The 16917-nt window shown below is 75.5% G+C and carries 13 protein-coding genes; 10 read left to right on the forward strand and 3 right to left on the reverse strand.

Annotated features, from left to right (window positions below):
• Positions 1 to 60: 60 nt before the first annotated feature.
• The 8 genes from ACIG3E_RS07185 to ACIG3E_RS07220 all read left to right on the forward strand — a co-directional run bounded on the left by ACIG3E_RS07185 (position 61) and on the right by ACIG3E_RS07220 (position 8651).
• Complete coding sequence (locus ACIG3E_RS07185) at positions 61 to 945, forward strand: aminotransferase class IV (RefSeq protein ID WP_399612331.1); 885 nt, start codon at positions 61 to 63, stop codon at positions 943 to 945.
• A gap of 204 nt (positions 946 to 1149) precedes the next feature.
• Positions 1150 to 1695 (forward strand): hypothetical protein, encoded by a 546-nt coding sequence (locus ACIG3E_RS07190; protein WP_399612333.1) that lies wholly within the window; start codon positions 1150 to 1152, stop codon positions 1693 to 1695.
• 110 nt (positions 1696 to 1805) lie between these two features.
• Entirely contained in the window at positions 1806 to 2453 is a 648-nt protein-coding gene (locus ACIG3E_RS07195; protein WP_399612335.1) for a class F sortase, read from the forward strand.
• A 205-nt stretch (positions 2454 to 2658) separates the two neighbouring features.
• Entirely contained in the window at positions 2659 to 3882 is a 1224-nt protein-coding gene (locus ACIG3E_RS07200) for an NAD(P)/FAD-dependent oxidoreductase (protein WP_399612337.1), read from the forward strand.
• A gap of 1 nt (position 3883) precedes the next feature.
• Entirely contained in the window at positions 3884 to 6430 is a 2547-nt protein-coding gene (gene nirB / locus ACIG3E_RS07205; protein ID WP_399612339.1) for a nitrite reductase large subunit NirB, read from the forward strand.
• Positions 6427 to 6774, forward strand: coding sequence for a nitrite reductase small subunit NirD (gene nirD, locus ACIG3E_RS07210; RefSeq protein ID WP_399612341.1), 348 nt, complete (start codon positions 6427 to 6429; stop codon positions 6772 to 6774). Before nirB ends, nirD begins: the two co-directional genes overlap by 4 nt.
• A gap of 65 nt (positions 6775 to 6839) precedes the next feature.
• Positions 6840 to 7616: an SDR family NAD(P)-dependent oxidoreductase gene (locus ACIG3E_RS07215; RefSeq protein ID WP_399612342.1), complete on the forward strand. Its 777-nt coding sequence runs from the start codon at positions 6840 to 6842 to the stop codon at positions 7614 to 7616.
• Between the two features lie 105 nt (positions 7617 to 7721).
• On the forward strand, positions 7722 to 8651 hold the full coding sequence (locus ACIG3E_RS07220; protein WP_399612346.1) for an oxidoreductase: 930 nt from the start codon (positions 7722 to 7724) through the stop codon (positions 8649 to 8651).
• An 81-nt stretch (positions 8652 to 8732) separates the two neighbouring features.
• On the opposite strand, the gene ACIG3E_RS07225 is transcribed toward ACIG3E_RS07220, so the two are convergent.
• Entirely contained in the window at positions 8733 to 9317 is a 585-nt protein-coding gene (locus tag ACIG3E_RS07225) for a hypothetical protein (protein WP_399612349.1), read from the reverse strand.
• 224 nt (positions 9318 to 9541) lie between these two features.
• On the opposite strand from ACIG3E_RS07225, the gene ACIG3E_RS07230 reads away from it, so the two are divergent.
• Positions 9542 to 11401: an APC family permease gene (locus tag ACIG3E_RS07230; RefSeq protein WP_399612351.1), complete on the forward strand. Its 1860-nt coding sequence runs from the start codon at positions 9542 to 9544 to the stop codon at positions 11399 to 11401.
• A gap of 67 nt (positions 11402 to 11468) precedes the next feature.
• Here the strand turns inward: ACIG3E_RS07230 and ACIG3E_RS07235 are convergent, their stop codons facing one another.
• Both ACIG3E_RS07235 and ACIG3E_RS07240 read right to left on the reverse strand, forming a co-directional pair.
• The gene (locus ACIG3E_RS07235; RefSeq protein ID WP_399612354.1) at positions 11469 to 12218 is read right to left on the reverse strand and encodes a DUF4232 domain-containing protein; all 750 of its coding nucleotides are present in this window, start codon (positions 12216 to 12218) and stop codon (positions 11469 to 11471) included.
• A 149-nt stretch (positions 12219 to 12367) separates the two neighbouring features.
• Positions 12368 to 15175: a BTAD domain-containing putative transcriptional regulator gene (locus tag ACIG3E_RS07240; RefSeq protein WP_399612356.1), complete on the reverse strand. Its 2808-nt coding sequence runs from the start codon at positions 15173 to 15175 to the stop codon at positions 12368 to 12370.
• 237 nt (positions 15176 to 15412) lie between these two features.
• Here ACIG3E_RS07240 and ACIG3E_RS07245 point away from each other — a divergent pair, with 237 nt between their 5' ends.
• On the forward strand, positions 15413 to 16909 hold the full coding sequence (locus ACIG3E_RS07245; protein ID WP_399613487.1) for an alpha/beta hydrolase: 1497 nt from the start codon (positions 15413 to 15415) through the stop codon (positions 16907 to 16909).
• Positions 16910 to 16917: the final 8 nt, after the last annotated feature.

Consider the following 16917-nt stretch of genomic DNA (forward strand, 5'->3'; position numbering starts at 1 on the left):
CGGGCCCCGGGGCGGCGCCCGCCCGGCCGCGCCGGTGAGCACGTCCGTACGGTGGTCCCCATGACGACTTCGAACCCCTCCGCCCCCGACCGCCTGGAGATCGACGGGGCCCCGGCCACCGTCGAGCAGCTGCGCGCCCGCGCCCTCGACGGCTTCGGGCACTTCACCGCGATGCAGGTCAGGGGCGGCACGGTGCGCGGCCTCTCGCTCCACCTGGAGCGGCTCGACGCGGCGAGCCGCGAGCTCTTCGACCAGGGCCTGGACGGCGACCGGGTCCGCGCGGCGATCCGGCACGCGCTCGCCGGGGACGGCTCCGCGAACGGCGGAACGGGCGGCGGCGCGGGTGGCGGGACGGCCGGTGGCGCGGGCGGCGGGATGGCCGGTGGGGCGCTCCTGAACGCCGCCGTGCGCGTCTACGTGCACGCCCCGGACGGCGAGCCCTCCCTGATGGTCACCGTCCGCCCGCCCGTCGAGCTGCCCGCCGCGATGGCCGAGCGGGCGCAGTCCCTGAAGTCCGTCCCCTACGTACGGCCCGTCGCGCACCTCAAGCACCTGGGCGGCTTCGGGCAGACGTACCACCGGCGCGAGGCGGAGCGGCTCGGCTACGACGAGGCGCTGCTCACCGGCCCGGACGGCGCGGTCAGCGAGGGCGCGGTGACGAACGTGGCCTTCTTCGACGGGCGCGAGGTCGTCTGGCCCGAGGCGCCGCACCTGCGCGGCATCACCATGGGGCTGCTCGAACCCCGGCTCGCGGACGCCGGGCTCCCCACCCGGCGGGGTCCGGTGTTCCTGCGGGACCTGCCCTCCTACCGGGCCGCCTTCGTCACGAACTCCTGGGGAGTCTCCCCCGTCCGGCGCGTCGACGACCACGACTTCCCCGTCGACGAGAAGCTCATGGCGACGGTCTCCGACCTGTACGAGGGCGTGCCCGGGGACGTGATCTGAGGCCGGGTCACCCATTCACAGGGGCCGCGCCACGCCTTCGGAGTCTTTCCATCGGTACGCCGGTGACCTGCTGGAACGCGGCGGCGGCAGCGCCGGGGCGCGGACCGGGGCAGCGTTTCTGATGGGGCATCAGCAGGCGTGCGGGGCGGAGGGCGCGTTACCTCGGAGGTGTGTCCCGTACGCGGCCCGACAGGAGCACGCCCCATGCGCACCGCCCGCCACCTGACGACCACCGCCGCGCTCGCCGTCGCCTCGGCGGGCCTGCTGGCAGGCCCCGCGTCGGCGGCGGGCACGGGCGGCCTCGGCATCGCGCCGTCGCCGGTGACGCCCGGCACCACCGTCACGGTGCGCACGGCGGCCTGCGGCGCGGACGGCACCGCCGCGGGTGACGCGAGCGCGGTGGGGGCGGGCACGTTCGCCCTGGCCTCCGCCACGGGCGCGGCCGAGGCGACCGGGCGGTTCCGGGTGCCGCCGTCCGCGCAGCCCGGCACGTACGAGATCGTGGCCCGCTGCTCCGGGTCCGCCGCCCGCGGCCGGACGGTCACCGGCGACCTGACGGTGACGCTCACCTCCACGGCGGCCGCGCGCGAGCGGGCGCCCGCGCATCCCAGGGGGCACGTGAGGACGGGGGTCGGCGGCGCGCTCGGGCCCGACCCCGCGCAGACCGCGGCGGGCGTGGCCGCTCTCGCCGTCGCCGCCGCGGGCGGTACCTGGCTCCTGCATCGCCGGGCGAGAGGCGACAGGATCTGACGGACGCCCTCCGCAGTCCGCAGGTACCACCGTCCCCTCCCCCCGCCGGGCCGCCGTGTCCCTCGCGGCCGCGGCGGCGGGGAGGGGCCCCGAACCGACGAGGGGACGCCATGGCAGACCGCTCGCGCGCGGGCCGCGGCAGGGCCGGGACCGCGCTCATAGGGACCGTCACCGCGCTCGCCCTGTGCTCCGGCGCGTGGCTGCTGCACAGCGGCACGGCCGGGCATCCGCCGCCGCAGCCCTCCGCCGCGCAGGCCGCCTCGCCGGGGACGCGCTCCGCGCCCGGCGCCGCGCCGCTGCCGCCCTCGCCGCCCGACCGCGTCCGCGTCCCCGCCATCGGCGTGGACGCGCCGCTGATGGGACTCGGCCTGACCCGCCAGGGCAGCCTCGACGTGCCGCCGCCGCGGCACGACAACCTCGCCGGGTGGTACGAGGCGGGCACCACGCCCGGCGAACGCGGCACGGCCATCGTCGCCGGACACGTCGACAACGCCGACGGGCCCGCGGTCTTCTACCGCCTCGGAGCCCTCAAGAAGGGGCAGGTCATCGAGGTGGAGCGGCGCGACGGCACGGTCGCGCTCTTCGCGGTGGACGCGGTGGAGGTCTACGACGCGAAGTCCTTCCCGGACGAGAAGGTGTACGGGGCCGCGGCGCGGGCCGAGCTGCGGGTGATCACCTGCGGCGGGGCGTACTCGAAGCGCACGGGCTACCAGGGCAACGTCGTCGTCTTCGCCCACCTGACGGGCACCCGGCCTTAGCTTCCCGCTGTGGGCAGCTGGTCCGCCCAGGGGGCGAGTGGGGCATCCCCTGCTCGAGCGAAGCCGAGAGCTTGGGGAAGGGTGGGCACAGCCCAGAGCTGCCCCGGGCCCTCACAGCGCCCCCGGCCAAGGGCGGAGGGCAGCGTTCCCCGGGGGAAACACCGCGGTGGCCGTCGGGTAACACCCGGGCCGCAGGCTGCGGGGCATGACCAGTCACTGCGCGCGGACCGTCGTGGTGGGGGCCGGGCTCGCCGGAGCCCGGCTCGCCGCGCGGCTCGGCCCGGACGCCCTGCTGATCGGGGAGGAACCGTACGCCCCGTACAACCGCGTCCTGCTCGCGGACGTACTCGCGGGACGGCTCACCCCCGAGGTGATCGCGCTGCCCGCCCCGGCCCGGCACCTGCGCGCCCGGGCGGTGCGCGTCGACCGCGCGGAGCGGACGGTCCGGTGCGCGGATGGCTCCCTGGTGGCGTACGAGACCCTGGTGCTGGCCACCGGCGCGAACCCGGTCCTGCCCCCGCTGCGCGGCCTGTTCCCGCCGGGCGCCACGGACCTGCCCGGCGGCGTGCACGCGTTCCGCACCCTCGACGACTGCCTGGCGCTGTCGGCCGCCGTGACGCCCGGCTGCCGTGCCGTGGTCATCGGCGGCGGCCTGCTCGGCGTCTGCGCGGCCCGCGCGCTCGCCGACCGGGGCGCCCGGGTCGTCCTCGCCCAGCAGGGCGACCATCTGATGGAGCGCCAGCTCGACCCGGCCGCCGCGGACCTGGTGCGGGCGCATCTGACGCGGCTCGGCGTGGAGGTGCACACGCAGTGCCGGGTGCGGGGCGTGCGCCGCGCCGGGGACGGGGACGCCGTGACGTCCGTCGAGCTCGCGGACGGGTTCGTGCTCGACACCGAGCTGACCGTCCTCGCCTGCGGCGTCGCCCCCCGCGTGGGGCTCGCCCGCGACGCGGGCCTCGCGGTGCGCCGGGGCATCGTCGTCGACGACGCGCTGCGCACCGACGACCCCCGCGTGCACGCCATCGGCGACTGCGCCGAGCACGCGGGCCGCGCCCCCTGCCTGGCCGCGCCCGCGCTCGACCAGGCCGACGCCCTCGCCGCGGCCCTGACCGCGCCGGAGTCGGCGCGGCCGTACGCGGGCACCCGCTCGCTGACCCGCCTCACGCTCCCGGACGCCGAACGCCCCCTGGACGTCGCCGCGTTCGGGGAGCCCGAGGCCCGCCCCGACGACGACGTCCTGCGCCTCGCGGACGCCACCCGCGGCACGTACCGCAAGGTCGTGGTGCGCGGCGACCGGCTCGTCGGCGGCGTCCTGCTCGGCGATCTCGCGGCGGTCGGCGCGCTCGCCCGCGCCTGGGAGGCGGACGAGCCCCTGCCGGACGACGGCGCCCCGCCGCTGCATCTGCTCACCCACGACGGAGGTCACTGACATGCCGCCCACCCTTGTCCTCGTCGGCCACGGCATGGTCGGCCAGCGCTTCCTGGAGGAGCTGGCCGAGCGCGGGGCCACCGCCACGCACCGCGTGGTCGTCCTGTGCGAGGAGCCGCGCCCCGCCTACGACCGCGTCCGGCTCACCTCGTACTTCGAGGGCCGCACGCCCGACGAACTCTCCCTCACCGACCAGGAGTTCCTCACCCGGCACGGCATCGAGCTGCGCGTGGACGACCCGGTCGAGCGGATCGACCGGCAGGCGCGCACGGTCACCGCGCGCTCCGGGTTCACGGTCGCGTACGACACGCTCGTGCTGGCCACCGGCTCGTACCCGTTCGTGCCGCCGGTGCCCGGCAGGGACGCCACGGGCTGTTTCGTCTACCGCACCATCGAGGACGTCCTCGCCATCGAGGAGTACGCGACGAAGCACGCCACGACGGGCGCGGTGGTCGGCGGCGGCCTGCTCGGCCTGGAGGCGGCGGGCGCGCTGCAAGGGCTCGGACTCGCCACGCACATCGTGGAGTTCGCGCCCCGCCTGATGCCCGCCCAGGTGGACGAGGGCGGCGGCGCCGCGCTCCTGCGCACCCTGACCGGGCGCGGCCTGAGCGTGCACACGGGCGTCGGCACGCAGGAGATCGTCGCCTCCGAGGAGGGCGCCGTGGCGGCGATGCGCCTGTCCGACGGCTCTCAGCTCGCCACCGAGATGGTGGTGTTCTCCGCGGGCGTCCGCCCCCGCGACCAGCTGGCCCGCGACTGCGGCCTGCCGGTGGGCGAGCGCGGCGGGGTCACCGTCGACGGCCAGTGCCGCACCGGCGACCCGGCGGTGTACGCGATCGGCGAGTGCGCGCAGGCCGTCGACGGGCGCGTGTACGGCCTGGTCGCGCCCGGCTACGAGATGGCGCGCACGGCCGCGGAGGCCATCGCCTCCGGCACGGGGCAGGCGTTCACCGGCGCCGACCTGTCCACGAAGCTGAAGCTGCTCGGCGTGGACGTCGCGTCGTTCGGCGACGCGCACGGGGCCGCCGACGGCTGCCTCGACGTCGTCTACTCCGACTCGCGCTCGGGCACGTACAAGAAGCTGGTCGTCGGCGCGGGCGGGGAGCTGCTCGGCGGCGTCCTCGTCGGCGACGCGGCGGCGTACGGCACGCTGCGGGCGCTGACCGGGCAGGTGCCGCCGGTCCCCGCCGAGCAGCTGGTGCTTCCCGCGGGCGCGGGCGCGGCGAAGGCGCTCGGCCCCGAGGCGCTGCCCGGCGACGCGGTGATCTGCACCTGCCACAACGTCACGAAGGCCGCGATCCAGGCCTGCGCGACGCTGCCGGAGGTGAAGAAGTGCACCAAGGCCGGTACAGGCTGCGGCAGTTGCGTGAAGCTCGTCGGGCAGCTCCTGCCGGAGTCGGGCGACGAGGGGCTGTGCGGCTGCTTCCCGCACACCCGCGCCGAGCTGTACGAGATCGTCCGGGTCCGCCGCGTGACGTCGTACGCGGAGCTGCTCGACACCCACGGCCGGGAGGGCGCGCGCGGCGGCGAGGGCTGCGAGACGTGCAAGCCCGCCGTCGGCTCGATCATCGCCTCGCTCGCGCCCGCGATCGGCGCGGACGGCTACGTCCTGGACGGCGAGCAGGCGGCGCTCCAGGACACCAACGACCACTTCCTCGCCAACCTCCAGAAGAACGGCTCCTACTCGGTCGTGCCGCGCGTGCCCGGCGGTGAGATCAGCCCGGAGAAGCTCATCGTGATCGGCGAGGTGGCCCGGGACTTCGGCCTCTACACGAAGATCACGGGCGGGCAGCGCATCGATCTGTTCGGGGCGCGCGTCGAGCAGCTGCCGCCGATCTGGGCGCGGCTCGTGGCGGCGGGCTTCGAGTCCGGGCACGCGTACGGCAAGGCGCTGCGCACGGTGAAGTCCTGCGTCGGCTGGACCTGGTGCCGCTACGGCGTGCAGGACTCGGTGCGCATGGCCGTCGACCTGGAGCTGCGCTACCGGGGCCTGCGCGCGCCGCACAAGCTGAAGTCGGCCGTGTCGGGCTGCGCGCGCGAGTGCGCGGAGGCCCGCTCGAAGGACTTCGGCGTGATCGCCACGTCGGGCGGCTGGAACCTGTACGTCGGCGGGAACGGCGGCGCGACCCCGCGCCACGGCGACCTGCTCGCCCAGGACCTGGACGACGGCGAACTGGTGCGCCTGATCGACCGGTTCCTGATGTTCTACATCCGTACGGCGGACCGCCTGGAGCGCACCTCGACGTGGCTGGAGCGGATCGAGGGCGGCGTCGAGCACGTACGGGACGTCGTCGTCCACGACTCGCTCGGCCTGGGCGCGGAGCTGGAGGCGCTGATGGCCGAGCACGTGGGCCACTACCGCGACGAGTGGGCGGCGACCCTCGACGACCCCGAACGCCTCGCGCGCTTCGTGTCGTTCGTGAACGCGCCCGGGGCCCCCGACCCGACGGTGGCCTTCGTCCCGGAGCGCGAGCAGATCAAGCCGGACCTGCCCCTGCTGGCCATCGGCACCCGCCGGGCCACCGACCTGGAAGGAACCTCCGCGTGACGACGGCAACCGGTACGAGCGTCCAACTGCGGTTCGACGAGGGGTGGCTGACCGTGTGCGCCGCGTCCCTCCTCACGCCCGGGCGCGGGGTGGCCGTCCTGCTGCCCGACGGGCGGCGGCAGGCTGCGGTGTTCCTCGACCGGTACGGCCGCGTGTACGCCATCGACAACCGCGACCCGTTCTCCGGCGCGGCCGTGCTCTCGCGCGGCCTGCTCGGCTCGGCGGACGGCCGGGTCTATGTGGCCTCGCCCCTGCTGAAGCAGCGCTTCGACCTGGCGACGGGGCAGTGCCTGGACGATGACGACGTCCGGGTGGGGGTGTACGCGGCGCGGCTCGGAGCCTAGTATTGGATCGCTCGGTCCAGAATGGGGGCCGGGCCCGCCGCGCCCGCCTTCCGTAGGAGTCCGCCATGCCCGTCACCCCCCGCAACCGCTTCACCGGCCGCACCGCCCTCGTCACCGGCGGCGGCTCCGGACTCGGCCGCGCCGTCGCGCTCGCCCTCGCCGCCGAGGGCGCGAACGTCGTCGTCGCCGGGCGCTCCGAGGCCCCGCTCAAGGAGACGGTCGCGCTCATCGAGGAGGCGGGCGGCACGGGGCTCGCGCACGTCGCCGACGTCACGCGCGCCGCCGAGGTCCAGGCCCTGGTGCGGGCCGCCGTCGACCGCTTCGGCTCGCTCGACGTGGCGGTGAACAACGCGGGCGTCTTCAAGGGCGGCGCCCCCGTCGCCGAGCTCTCCGAGGACGACTGGCGCACGCTGCTCGACGTCAACGTCAGCGGCGTGCTGTTCGCCCTCCAGGCCCAGGTGCGCCAGATGCGCGCCCAGGCGGGCGGCGGCGCCATCGTGAACATCGCCTCCAACCTCGGCGCCCACAAGCGCCGCCCGGGCATCGCCGGGTACGTCGCCTCCAAGGCCGCGGTGTCCGCGCTGACGCGCGCGGCCGCCCTGGACCACATCCAGGACGGGGTGCGCATCAACGCCGTGTCGCCCGGCGCGTCCGCGACCTCCATGTCGCTGCGGCCCGGCGAGACCGAGGCGGGGCGCGCTGCGCGCATGCGCGGCGAGTCGCCGCTCGGGCGTGTCGTGGACACCGCGGAGATCGCTGCCGCCGTGCTGTACCTCGCGTCGGATGACGCGGCGTCGGTGGTGGGCGCGGATCTTGTCGTGGACGGCGGAGCCTCTTCCTGACGTGGGCGTCCTGTGCGGGTCCATCGGCCTTCGGCCTCGTCCTCAAACGCCGGACGGGCTTGATTGCCCTCGTCCGTTCTCGTGTTCGCGCGTACGCTCGCGGTCATGGGATGGACCGTTGCCGACATGCCTGAGCTGAGTGGGCGCGACGTCGTGGTCACTGGGGCCAACAGTGGGCTCGGGTACTGCACGGCGCGGGAGTTGGCGCGGCGTGGTGCCCGGGTGGTGTTCGCGTGCCGGAGCGAGGCGCGCGGTGCGGCCGCTCTGGAGCGGCTCGCCGCCGAGGTGCCGTCCGCCGCCGCGGAGGTGTGGCCGCTCGACCTCGGGGACCTCGGCTCCGTACGGGAGTTCGCGCGGCGCCACGACCGCGAGCGCGGCGGGCGGCTCGACCTGCTCGTCAACAACGCGGGCGTGATGGCCCTGCCGCAGCGCCGCACCGCCGACGGGTTCGAGACGCAGTTCGGCGTCAACCACCTGGGGCACTTCGCGCTGACCGGGCTGCTCCTGCCCGCGCTCCTCGCCACCCCGGGCGCCCGGGTCGTCACCGTGTCCAGCATGCTCCACCTGCTCGCCACCGTGGACCCGCGCGACCTCAACAGCGAGCACCACTACCGCCGGTGGCTCGTGTACGCGCGCTCCAAATCCGCGAACCTGCTGTTCACGCACGAGCTGGCCCGCCGCCTGCGAAGCGCGGGCGCGGACGTCGTCGCGGCCGCCGCCCACCCCGGCTACGCGGCGACGAACCTCCAGGCCGCCGGGGCGAGGATGGAGGGCCGCAAGGGCGTGGAAGCGGTCATGGCGCTCGGCAACCGCTTGATCGCCCAGCCCGCGGAGGCCGGGGCGCTCCCCATCCTGTACGCGGCCACGGCGCCCGGCGTGCGCCCGGACTCCTTCACCGGGCCCCGCCTGCTCAACTGGCGCGGCTCCCCCGCGCCGTCCCTGCGCGCGAAGTGGACCCGCGACGACCGGGCCGCCGTACGCCTGTGGCAGGCGTCGGAGGAACTGACCGGCGTGCGGTACGCCAGCGCCCCGTAGGGGCGCGGGGCTGTGTCGACAAGCGGCTCCGCCGCGCGGGCGCGACCAGCCACAGACAAGACACCGCACCCCGCCGACGCGTCAACACATCCCGGACGCCTTGAACACCGCCTTCGCGCGCCCGCCGTCCAAGCCCGCCACGAGCCGGTCGAGTTCGGCCGCGCCGCAGCGCAGCAGTCCGCAGGCCCTGGCGGTATGAGCCCCCGCATCCAGGCGGTGCAGCAGCAGCGGGTTCTCGGCCAGGACCCTCGGGTCGAACTCCACGCGGTGGCCGAGCGAATCGCACAGGACGAGCCGCGCGGCGACGGTCCGGCTGACGTGGACGCTGGTCAGCAGGTTCGTGCACACGTGCCGCTGCCGCAGCGGGCCGCGCACCGCGAGCCAGCCGGGGCCCGCCGTGACCCGCGCCGGGTGCAGGATCACGTACAGGAGCACCGCGAGCAGCGCCCACAGGGCGAGGCGGAGCGCGCTCAGCGTGCCCGCGGCCAGGTCGACGAGGACGATCAGGGCGAGCAGGGCCAGCGAACAGAAGACGGCGGCCCGCAGGTCGGCTCCCCAGCGCCGGTCGGTCACCACCTCGTCGCGGGTCGGCATCCGGTGCTCGCGCGTCCCCCCGCGGACGGCGCCGCGGTGCGCCGCGGCCCGCGCCCTCCAGTCAAGTCCCATGAGCCGCACCGTAGAGCGGCCCCATGGGCCCGGACCTGCTGTTGACGGACCGCATACACATTCATGCCACACCTTGACGCGAAGCTGACAGCCCTCCTTAACAAGTCGTCAAGAAGCCGCTCGCCTCCGCAAAGGAGCCGCCAAGAAGAGGCGCCGGGGCAGGTCGGCGCGCTGACGCTGAGCTCAGCCGCGTTCTTGGCCACCCCGTTCGAAAGGCACACACCATGACGACCGTCTCCGAGCGCCCCGGCGCCCCGGCCATCGAGGAGCCCCCCGATACCGGTTCCGGCGTCCCGGACCCGGGCGACCGTCACCGTCTCACCGCGCTCCAGGGCCTCGCCGCCCTCTCCCTGGACGCCATGGCCTCCGTGGCCTACGGGCCCGAGGCCATCGTGCTCGTCCTCGCCGCCGCCGGGGGCTACGGCCTCGGCTTCACGCTGCCCGTGACGTGCGCGATCGCCGCTCTGCTCGCCGTCCTCGTCGCCTCCTACCGGCAGGTCATCGCCGCCTTCCCCGACGGCGGCGGCTCCTACGCGGCCGCGAAGACCCATCTGGGCCGCCGCGCGGGCCTGGTCGCGGCCGCGTCCCTCGTCCTCGACTACGTCCTGAACGTGGCCGTGGCCGTGACCGCCGGTGTGGCCGCCCTGACCTCCGCCTTCCCCGGCCTGTACGGCGAGCGGCTGTGGCTGTGCCTGGGCGTCCTCGTCCTGATCACCGCGGTGAACCTGCGCGGCATCGTCGACTCGGCGCGGGTGTTCATCGTGCCGACCGCCGTGTTCGTGGGCGCGATCCTCACCATGGTCGCCGTCGGCCTGTTCCGCGACGGGCCGGTCTCCACCGAGGCGGCCGCGGGCCACGCCTCCGCCCTCGCCGACAACGCCACCACGGTCGGCGCGCTGCTCCTGCTCAAGGCCTTCGCGTCCGGCTGCTCCGCCCTCACCGGCGTCGAGGCGATAGCCAACGCGGTGCCGTCCTTCCGCTCCCCGCGCGTCAAGCGGGCCCAGCACGCGGAGGTCGCGCTCGGCGCGCTCCTCGGCGTGATGCTGATCGGCCTGTCCGTCCTGATCTCCCGCTTCGGGCTCCAGCCCGTCGAGGGCGTCACCGTGCTCGCGCAGCTCACGGACGCGTCCCTCGGGCACAACTGGGCCTTCTACGTGGTGCAGTTCGCCACCATGATCCTGCTCGCCCTGTCCGCGAACACCTCCTTCGGCGGCCTGCCCGTCCTGATGAGCCTGCTGGCCAGGGACAACTACCTGCCGCACGTGTTCGCCCTCAAGGCCGACCGGCAGGTCCACCGCCACGGCGTGCTCGCGCTCGCCGTCGCGGGCGCGGCCCTCCTGGTCTTCTCCGGCGGCGACACCAACACCCTCGTGCCGCTCTTCGCCATCGGCGTCTTCGTCGGCTTCACGCTCTGCCAGACCGGCATGGTGCTCCACTGGCGCGCGGCGGGCAAGCCCGCCAAGGCGTTCCTGAACGGCTTCGGCGCGGTCCTCACCGGCGTCTCCGCGGTCGTCGTGACCGCCACCAAGTTCACCGAGGGCGCCTGGCTGATCGTGCTCGCGCTGCCCGCGATCGTGTGCGGCTTCGAGGTCGTGCACCGGGCGTACGGGCGCATCGGCGAGGACCTCGGCCTCGGCCGCGTCCCCGAGCCGCCGCACCGTGACCACTCCCTGGTGATCGTGCCCGTGTCCGGCCTGTCCCGGCTCACCTGCGAGGCGCTCAACGCCGCCGTGTCCCTGGGCGACGAGGTCCGCGCCGTCACCGTCACGCACGACGACCCCGAGGACCGCGCGGCCACGGCGGCGCTGCGGCGCGACTGGGAGCTGTGGAACCCGGGCGTCGACCTGGTCGAACTCCCCTCGGCCGCGCGCACGGTCGGGCGGCCCGTCGCCAGTTACGTCCGCAGGGTGTACCAGTACCACCCCGGCACCCGGGTCACCGTCCTCATCCCCGAGGTCGAGCCCGCGCACCTGTGGCAGCGGCTGCTCCAGAACCAGCGCGGCGCCGTCCTCGCCCACGCCGTCCGCCGCGACACGGACGCGGTCATCTGCCGCCTCCGCTTCCGCCTGGCGGCACGCAAGTAGGGCGGCACCCTGTAGGAGGGTGCCGCCCTACCGGGCCGCCCGGGACTGGGGGGTGTCCGGGCAGGTCTCAGAAGCCGTACGGCTTGGTCGTGTTCCAGTTGGTGACGTCCGCGCTGGACCAGGTGAACTTCGACGGCACGCCCTTGGCGTCGAAGGCCTCCTGGCCGGTGCCGGGGCCGGTGTCGCCGCTGCCGTCGCGCAGCGCCAGGGACAGGCTCGACGAGGTGTGGGACCGCGGGCCGTCGGCGAAGAGGTTCACGGCGGAGTAGACCTTGCCGCCGGGCTTGACCGTGACGCGGGCGGTGCCGCCGGGGGCGTCCTTGGCGGAGTGGCCGAGGACGTTCACGGTGTTCCCGAGCATCACCGACGGGTACGAGGTGACCCAGCACGGCTTGCTGTCGGCGTTCACGGCGGTGATCAGCAGGTGCTCGCCGCGCTGCTTCGCGAAGCGGTGGAGCACGGAGTACGACATCTCGGTGCCGTCGCACTGCCGCACGGAGGCGGAGCGCGCGGCGCCGACGGCGGCGCCGGAGCCCTTCGCGACCGAAGCCGACGCGGTGCCGGAAGGACCGGCCTGCCCGCCGCCCGCCGCGGCCTGCCCGCCGGTCTTCGCGTCCGTGCCCGCCGCGTCCGTGCCCCCGGACTTGCCGGACGTGCCCTCGGACTTGCCGGACGTGTCCGCGGTCTTGCCGACCGTGCTCACCCGGTTCTTCGCGGCGCCGTTGTCGTCGGAGCTGCCGCAGGCGGTCAGGGTCAGGGCCAGAGCGGCGGTGGCCGTGGCGGCGAGAGCGGTGGTGCGGATGCGCGACGTACGCATGGAAGGTCCCCCTGTGCGGTGGTGCTGGTCGGTGCGGTCCTTGCGGGGTCGCCCCCGCTGTGAGCCCTACTCTCGCCGCCTCCGCTGGCGTTCCGCTTACGCCCGGCTGATGTCCCGCTGACGTGCCGCCCGCAGCCGCCGTGCCGTCCTCAGGGCTGCGCTCTGAGCCGCATCACCGCTGTGTCGTAGCGGGCCCTCAGGCCCACGTCCGCGGAGACGCGCAGCAGCGCGCCGAGCGCCCCGACCGCGCCCTCGTCGAAACCGGACGCTTCCGCTTCGTGGGCCGCGGTCTCCAGGCGGCTCACCCCCTCGCCCTCGTCGCCGAGGCCGATCAGGGCCTCCCCCGCCGTGGTGAGGAGCAGCACCCGGGACGCCGCCGACGTCTGCGGGGAGAGGTCGACGGCGAGCGCGGCGGTGGCCGTGTCGAGGGCCGCCCGCCACTCCTGGAGGACCAGGCGGTGCCGGGCCAGGTGGTGCAGGGCGAGCCGTTCGGTGTGCCGGTCGGCGGCCTGGCGCGCGAGGGCGACGGCCCGCAGACAGCCCTCCGCCGCCTCCTCGGGGTCGCCGAGGGCGGCCTGGACGAGGGACAGGTTGATGAGTGCCGTCGCCTCCCCGGGCACGTCCTCGGCGCGCGCGGCCAGCTCGGTCGCGGCCTCCAGATGGGCCAGGGCGTCGCCGGTGCGGCCCTCCTCGGCGAGGACCCAGCCGAGCAGGGCCCGCACCCGCGCCTCGGCCCGCACGTCCGCGTCGGCCCGGGCGGCGTCGAGCGCGGTCTGGAGGAGCGGTGCCCAGCCGTCCCGGTGCCGCCACACGATGTGCGGCCACAGCGCGAGCACGAGCCGCCAGGTCCTGCCGTGCAGGGCGGCGGCGCGGGCCGCGCCCACCGCCAGGGTCAGATCGTCGCGCTCGGCCGCGTACCAGGCCATGGCCTCCTCGCGGCTGCCGAACTCCCTTACGGCGGGCGGCCGGTGGAAGTCCTCGGGCAGATCGAAGCAGGCCTCCTCGCCGGGCTCGGCCGCGGCGATCGCGGCGAGGGCGGTGGCGATGTGGTGGTCGAGCACCCGGGGCACCGCGTCGGGCCCGGCGTCCAGGCCGCGCGCGTAGAGGCGCACGAGGTCGTGCAGCGACCAGCGCCCCGGCGCGGAGCGGGTGACGAGGTGGGCCGCGGCGAGCCGCTCCAGGGCGGCCTCGGCCGCCTGTGGGTCGGTGCCCGCGAGGGCGGCGGCCGTGAACCGGTCGACGTGCGTGCCCGGGTGGCGGCCCAGATGGGCGAAGTGGTGCGCGACGTCCGCGGGCAGGCGGCGCACGGTGAGCCGAAGGGCCGCCCGTACGCCCGTGTCCTCCACGTCGAGCAGGGAAAGACGGCGCGACTCGTCGGACAGTTCGGCGCTCATCGCGCCGAGCGACCAGTCCGGCTGGTCCGCGAGGCGCGCCGCGGCCACCCGCAGCGCGAGCGGGAGTCCGCCGCACAGCTCGGCGAGGCGCCGGGCGGCCACCGCCTCGGCGCGCACCCGCTCCTCGCCGAGGACCGCGGCGAGCAGGGCCGTGCCGTCGTCCGGTTCGAGGACGTCCACCGGCACGGGCCGGGCCGCGTCCGAGGCGATCAGGCCGCGCAGGCGGTACCGGCTCGTGACCACCGTGACGCACCGGGCGCCTCCCGGCAGCAACTCCCTGACCTGGGCGGAGTCGCGCGCGTTGTCGAGGACGACGAGGAGCTGCCGGTCGGCGGCGAGCGAGCGGTACAGGGCGGAGGCGCCGCCCGCCGACTCCGGTATCCGGCGCGGCCCGACCCCGAGCGCGAGCAGGAACTCGCGCAGCACCTCCAGGTGGTCCAGATCGCCCGTGTCGCTGAAGCCGCGCAGGTCGGCGTAGAGCAGACCGCCGGGGAAGGCGGCGCGCTCGCGGTGTGCCCAGTGCACGGCGAGCGCCGTCTTGCCCACGCCCGCGGGCCCGGTCACCAGGCACACGGGCGCCTCGCCCGCGGCGGCGCGGGACAGCGCGGTGAGTTCGGCGGCGCGCCCGTGGAAGCCGCGGGGCATCCGGGGCAGCAGGTCGACGGTGGCGGCGGGCCTAGGAGGCGTGGGCGCGAGCGGGGCGGGAAGCGGGGCGGCGGCGACGGGCGCGGCCGGGGCGGCTCCTGCGGCTGGGGTGGCCCCCGCGGCCGGGGCGGCTTCCGCGACCGGGGTGGCCCCTGCGGCCGGGGCGTCCGCCTCGTCGTCCGCGCCGCGCAGCGCCGCCGCGTACGCGTCCGCGAGCTCCCGGCCCGGGTCCACGCCCAGTTCGTCCGCGAGCAGCCGCCGGGTGCGGTGGAACCAGTCGAGCGCCTCCGAGCGCCGCCCCGCCCGCTGGAGCGCCCGCATCAGCGCGGCCGCGAGGGACTCGCGCAGCGGATGGGCCTCGGCCTCCGCGCGAAGGACGGCCGCCGCCCGGTGGTGCTCGCCCTGGCGCGCGTAGGCCGCGGCGAGCAGTTCCACGGAGGCGAGCCGGAGCTCCTCCAGGGCGTGCGCGGCGGCGAGCAGCGGCGGGCTCGGGTAGGCGCCGGTCAGCGCGGGCCCCTGCCACAGGGACAGGGCCTCCTCGTACATGGCCACGGCGTCGCCGGGCGCGCGCTGCTCGCGGGCCAGCGTCACCAGCTCCTCGAAGCGGTGGGCGTCGAGCAGTGACTCCGGCATCCGCAGGAGGTACGCCGCGCCCCGCGTGACCAGCTCGACCCCGAACACCTCGGCGCCCGCGTCGGCCAGCAGGCTCCGCAGCCGCGACACATGGCCCTGGATGACGCTGCGGGCGCGCGGCGGCGGCTCGTCCTCCCACAGCGTGGCGGTCAGCTGCTCCACCGGAACGGGGCGGTTGGGCCGCAGCAGCAGGGCGGCGAGGAGGCTGCGCCGCTTGGCGGGACCGAGGTGCAGCTCACCGGCCTCGGTGCCGACGGACACCGCTCCGAGCAGCCGGAACTCCACGTGCGCACCCTTCCAGGGGGAAAGCGGACAGCTTATCGGAGGGCCCGCCGCCGCTTTCCCGCACCGGTTGACCGCTTACCCGCACCGGTTGGCCGCGTTCACGCCACCTTTGGCGCGTTCCGGGCGTGGCGGGCGGAGGCGATGTGCCCGCGTTCGCGTCCCACAGTGCGGTACGTCCACACGAACCGAAGGGAGCTCCACGTGGCCCACTCCGCACCGAGACGACTCGTCGTGCCGCTGCTCGCGCTCGGCCTGACGGCGACCCTCGCGCCCTCCCTGGCCGCGGGCCCGGCGGCGGCCGCGCCCGACGACGCCGGGGCGCGCGACCTCACGCGGTACACCCAGCAGAAGCTCACCTGGAAGAGATGCGCGGCCGACAAGCCCGCGAAGTTCCAGTGCGCGACGCTCACAGTGCCGCTCGACTACAGCGCGCCGAAGGGCAAGACCCTCAAGGTCGCGGTCTCCCGGGTGAAGACGAGCAAGCCCGGCAAGCGCCACGGCGTCCTGACCTTCAACCCGGGCGGGCCCGGCGGGCCCGGGCTCGACCTGCCCCTGGAGGCGTCCGAGGGGCTGCCGAAGGCCGTCCTGGAGAAGTACGACCTGATCGGCTTCGACCCGCGCGGGGTCGGCAAGAGCTCGCCGCTGACCTGCGGGCTCACCGGCGCCGAGCAGCGCTTCCCGCGCGCCACCCGCTCGCGCGCCGAGTTCGACCGGAACGTGAAGTGGGCCAGGACGGTCGCGGACAAGTGCCGGACGAAGAACCGCGGCGTGCTGCCGTACATCAACACCCGCAACACCGCGCGCGACATGGACGTCCTGCGCGCGGCCGTGGGTGAGAAGAAGCTCTCCTACTACGGCGTCTCCTACGGCACCGCGCTCGGCGCCGTCTACACCCAGCTGTTCCCGAAGCGCGCGGACCGCGTGCTCATCGACAGCGCCGTCGACCCGGAGCGGATGTGGCGGGGGATGTTCCGCATCTGGGCGGAGGAGGTGGGACCGGCCTTCGAGCGCTGGTCGAAGTGGACCGCCGAGCGCGACGCCACCTACCACCTCGGCACCTCCCCGGCGAAGGTCCAGCGGACCTTCTGGAAGATCGTGGAGCGGGCCGACCGCGAGCCGATCGTCGTCGGCGGCGAGAAGCTCGACGGCGCCGACGTGCGGAACATCGCCCGGCCCGAGTTCTTCAGCGTCCGCGGCGGGGCCGAGCTGGTGCGGGAGCTGAAGCGCGCCGCCGGGGGCGCCACCGTGCCCGCCCCGCCGCAGGAGCCGGTGACGGACAACGAGCTCGCCTCCCAGTTCGCCGTGGTGTGCGCCGACGCGGCCTGGCCCCGCGACCCGGAGACGTACTACCGCGACACGGTGCGCGACACCGCCCGCTACCCGCTGTACGGGGACTTCACCTCCGGCATCGTGCCGTGCGCGTTCTGGCCGCGGGGCGCCGAGCCCGCGACCGAGGTGGACAACGACGTCCCGCTGCTCCTCGTGCAGAACGAGTGGGACTCGCAGACCCCGCTCGTGGGCGCGCGGAACATGCACCGCGCCCTCAAGGGCTCGCGGATGATCACCGTTGACGAGGGTGAGGGCCACGGCGTCCTCTTCGGCGACCACCGCTACCCGTGCGCGGAGAACCCGTCCATGCGCTACCTGGCCACCGGCAAGCTCCCGGCCAAGGACGTGACGTGCCACGTCACGCCCGGCCAGCGCCGCGCCGGGGCCACGCCGAACGCCTTCTAGGCAGGCAC

The organism is Streptomyces sp. NPDC053474, from assembly GCF_044544845.1.
GTDB lineage: Bacteria > Actinomycetota > Actinomycetes > Streptomycetales > Streptomycetaceae > Streptomyces.

Coding starts and splice junctions, on each gene's coding strand:
- ACIG3E_RS07220 (WP_399612346.1), top strand. CDS start 7,722: ATGGGATGGACCGTTGCCGACATGCCTGAGCTGAGTGGGCGCGACGTC.
- ACIG3E_RS07195 (WP_399612335.1), top strand. CDS start 1,806: ATGGCAGACCGCTCGCGCGCGGGCCGCGGCAGGGCCGGGACCGCGCTC.
- ACIG3E_RS07230 (WP_399612351.1), top strand. CDS start 9,542: ATGACGACCGTCTCCGAGCGCCCCGGCGCCCCGGCCATCGAGGAGCCC.
- ACIG3E_RS07200 (WP_399612337.1), top strand. CDS start 2,659: ATGACCAGTCACTGCGCGCGGACCGTCGTGGTGGGGGCCGGGCTCGCC.
- ACIG3E_RS07185 (WP_399612331.1), top strand. CDS start 61: ATGACGACTTCGAACCCCTCCGCCCCCGACCGCCTGGAGATCGACGGG.
- ACIG3E_RS07190 (WP_399612333.1), top strand. CDS start 1,150: ATGCGCACCGCCCGCCACCTGACGACCACCGCCGCGCTCGCCGTCGCC.
- ACIG3E_RS07235 (WP_399612354.1), bottom strand. CDS start 12,218: ATGCGTACGTCGCGCATCCGCACCACCGCTCTCGCCGCCACGGCCACC.
- nirB (WP_399612339.1), top strand. CDS start 3,884: ATGCCGCCCACCCTTGTCCTCGTCGGCCACGGCATGGTCGGCCAGCGC.
- ACIG3E_RS07215 (WP_399612342.1), top strand. CDS start 6,840: ATGCCCGTCACCCCCCGCAACCGCTTCACCGGCCGCACCGCCCTCGTC.
- ACIG3E_RS07225 (WP_399612349.1), bottom strand. CDS start 9,317: ATGGGACTTGACTGGAGGGCGCGGGCCGCGGCGCACCGCGGCGCCGTC.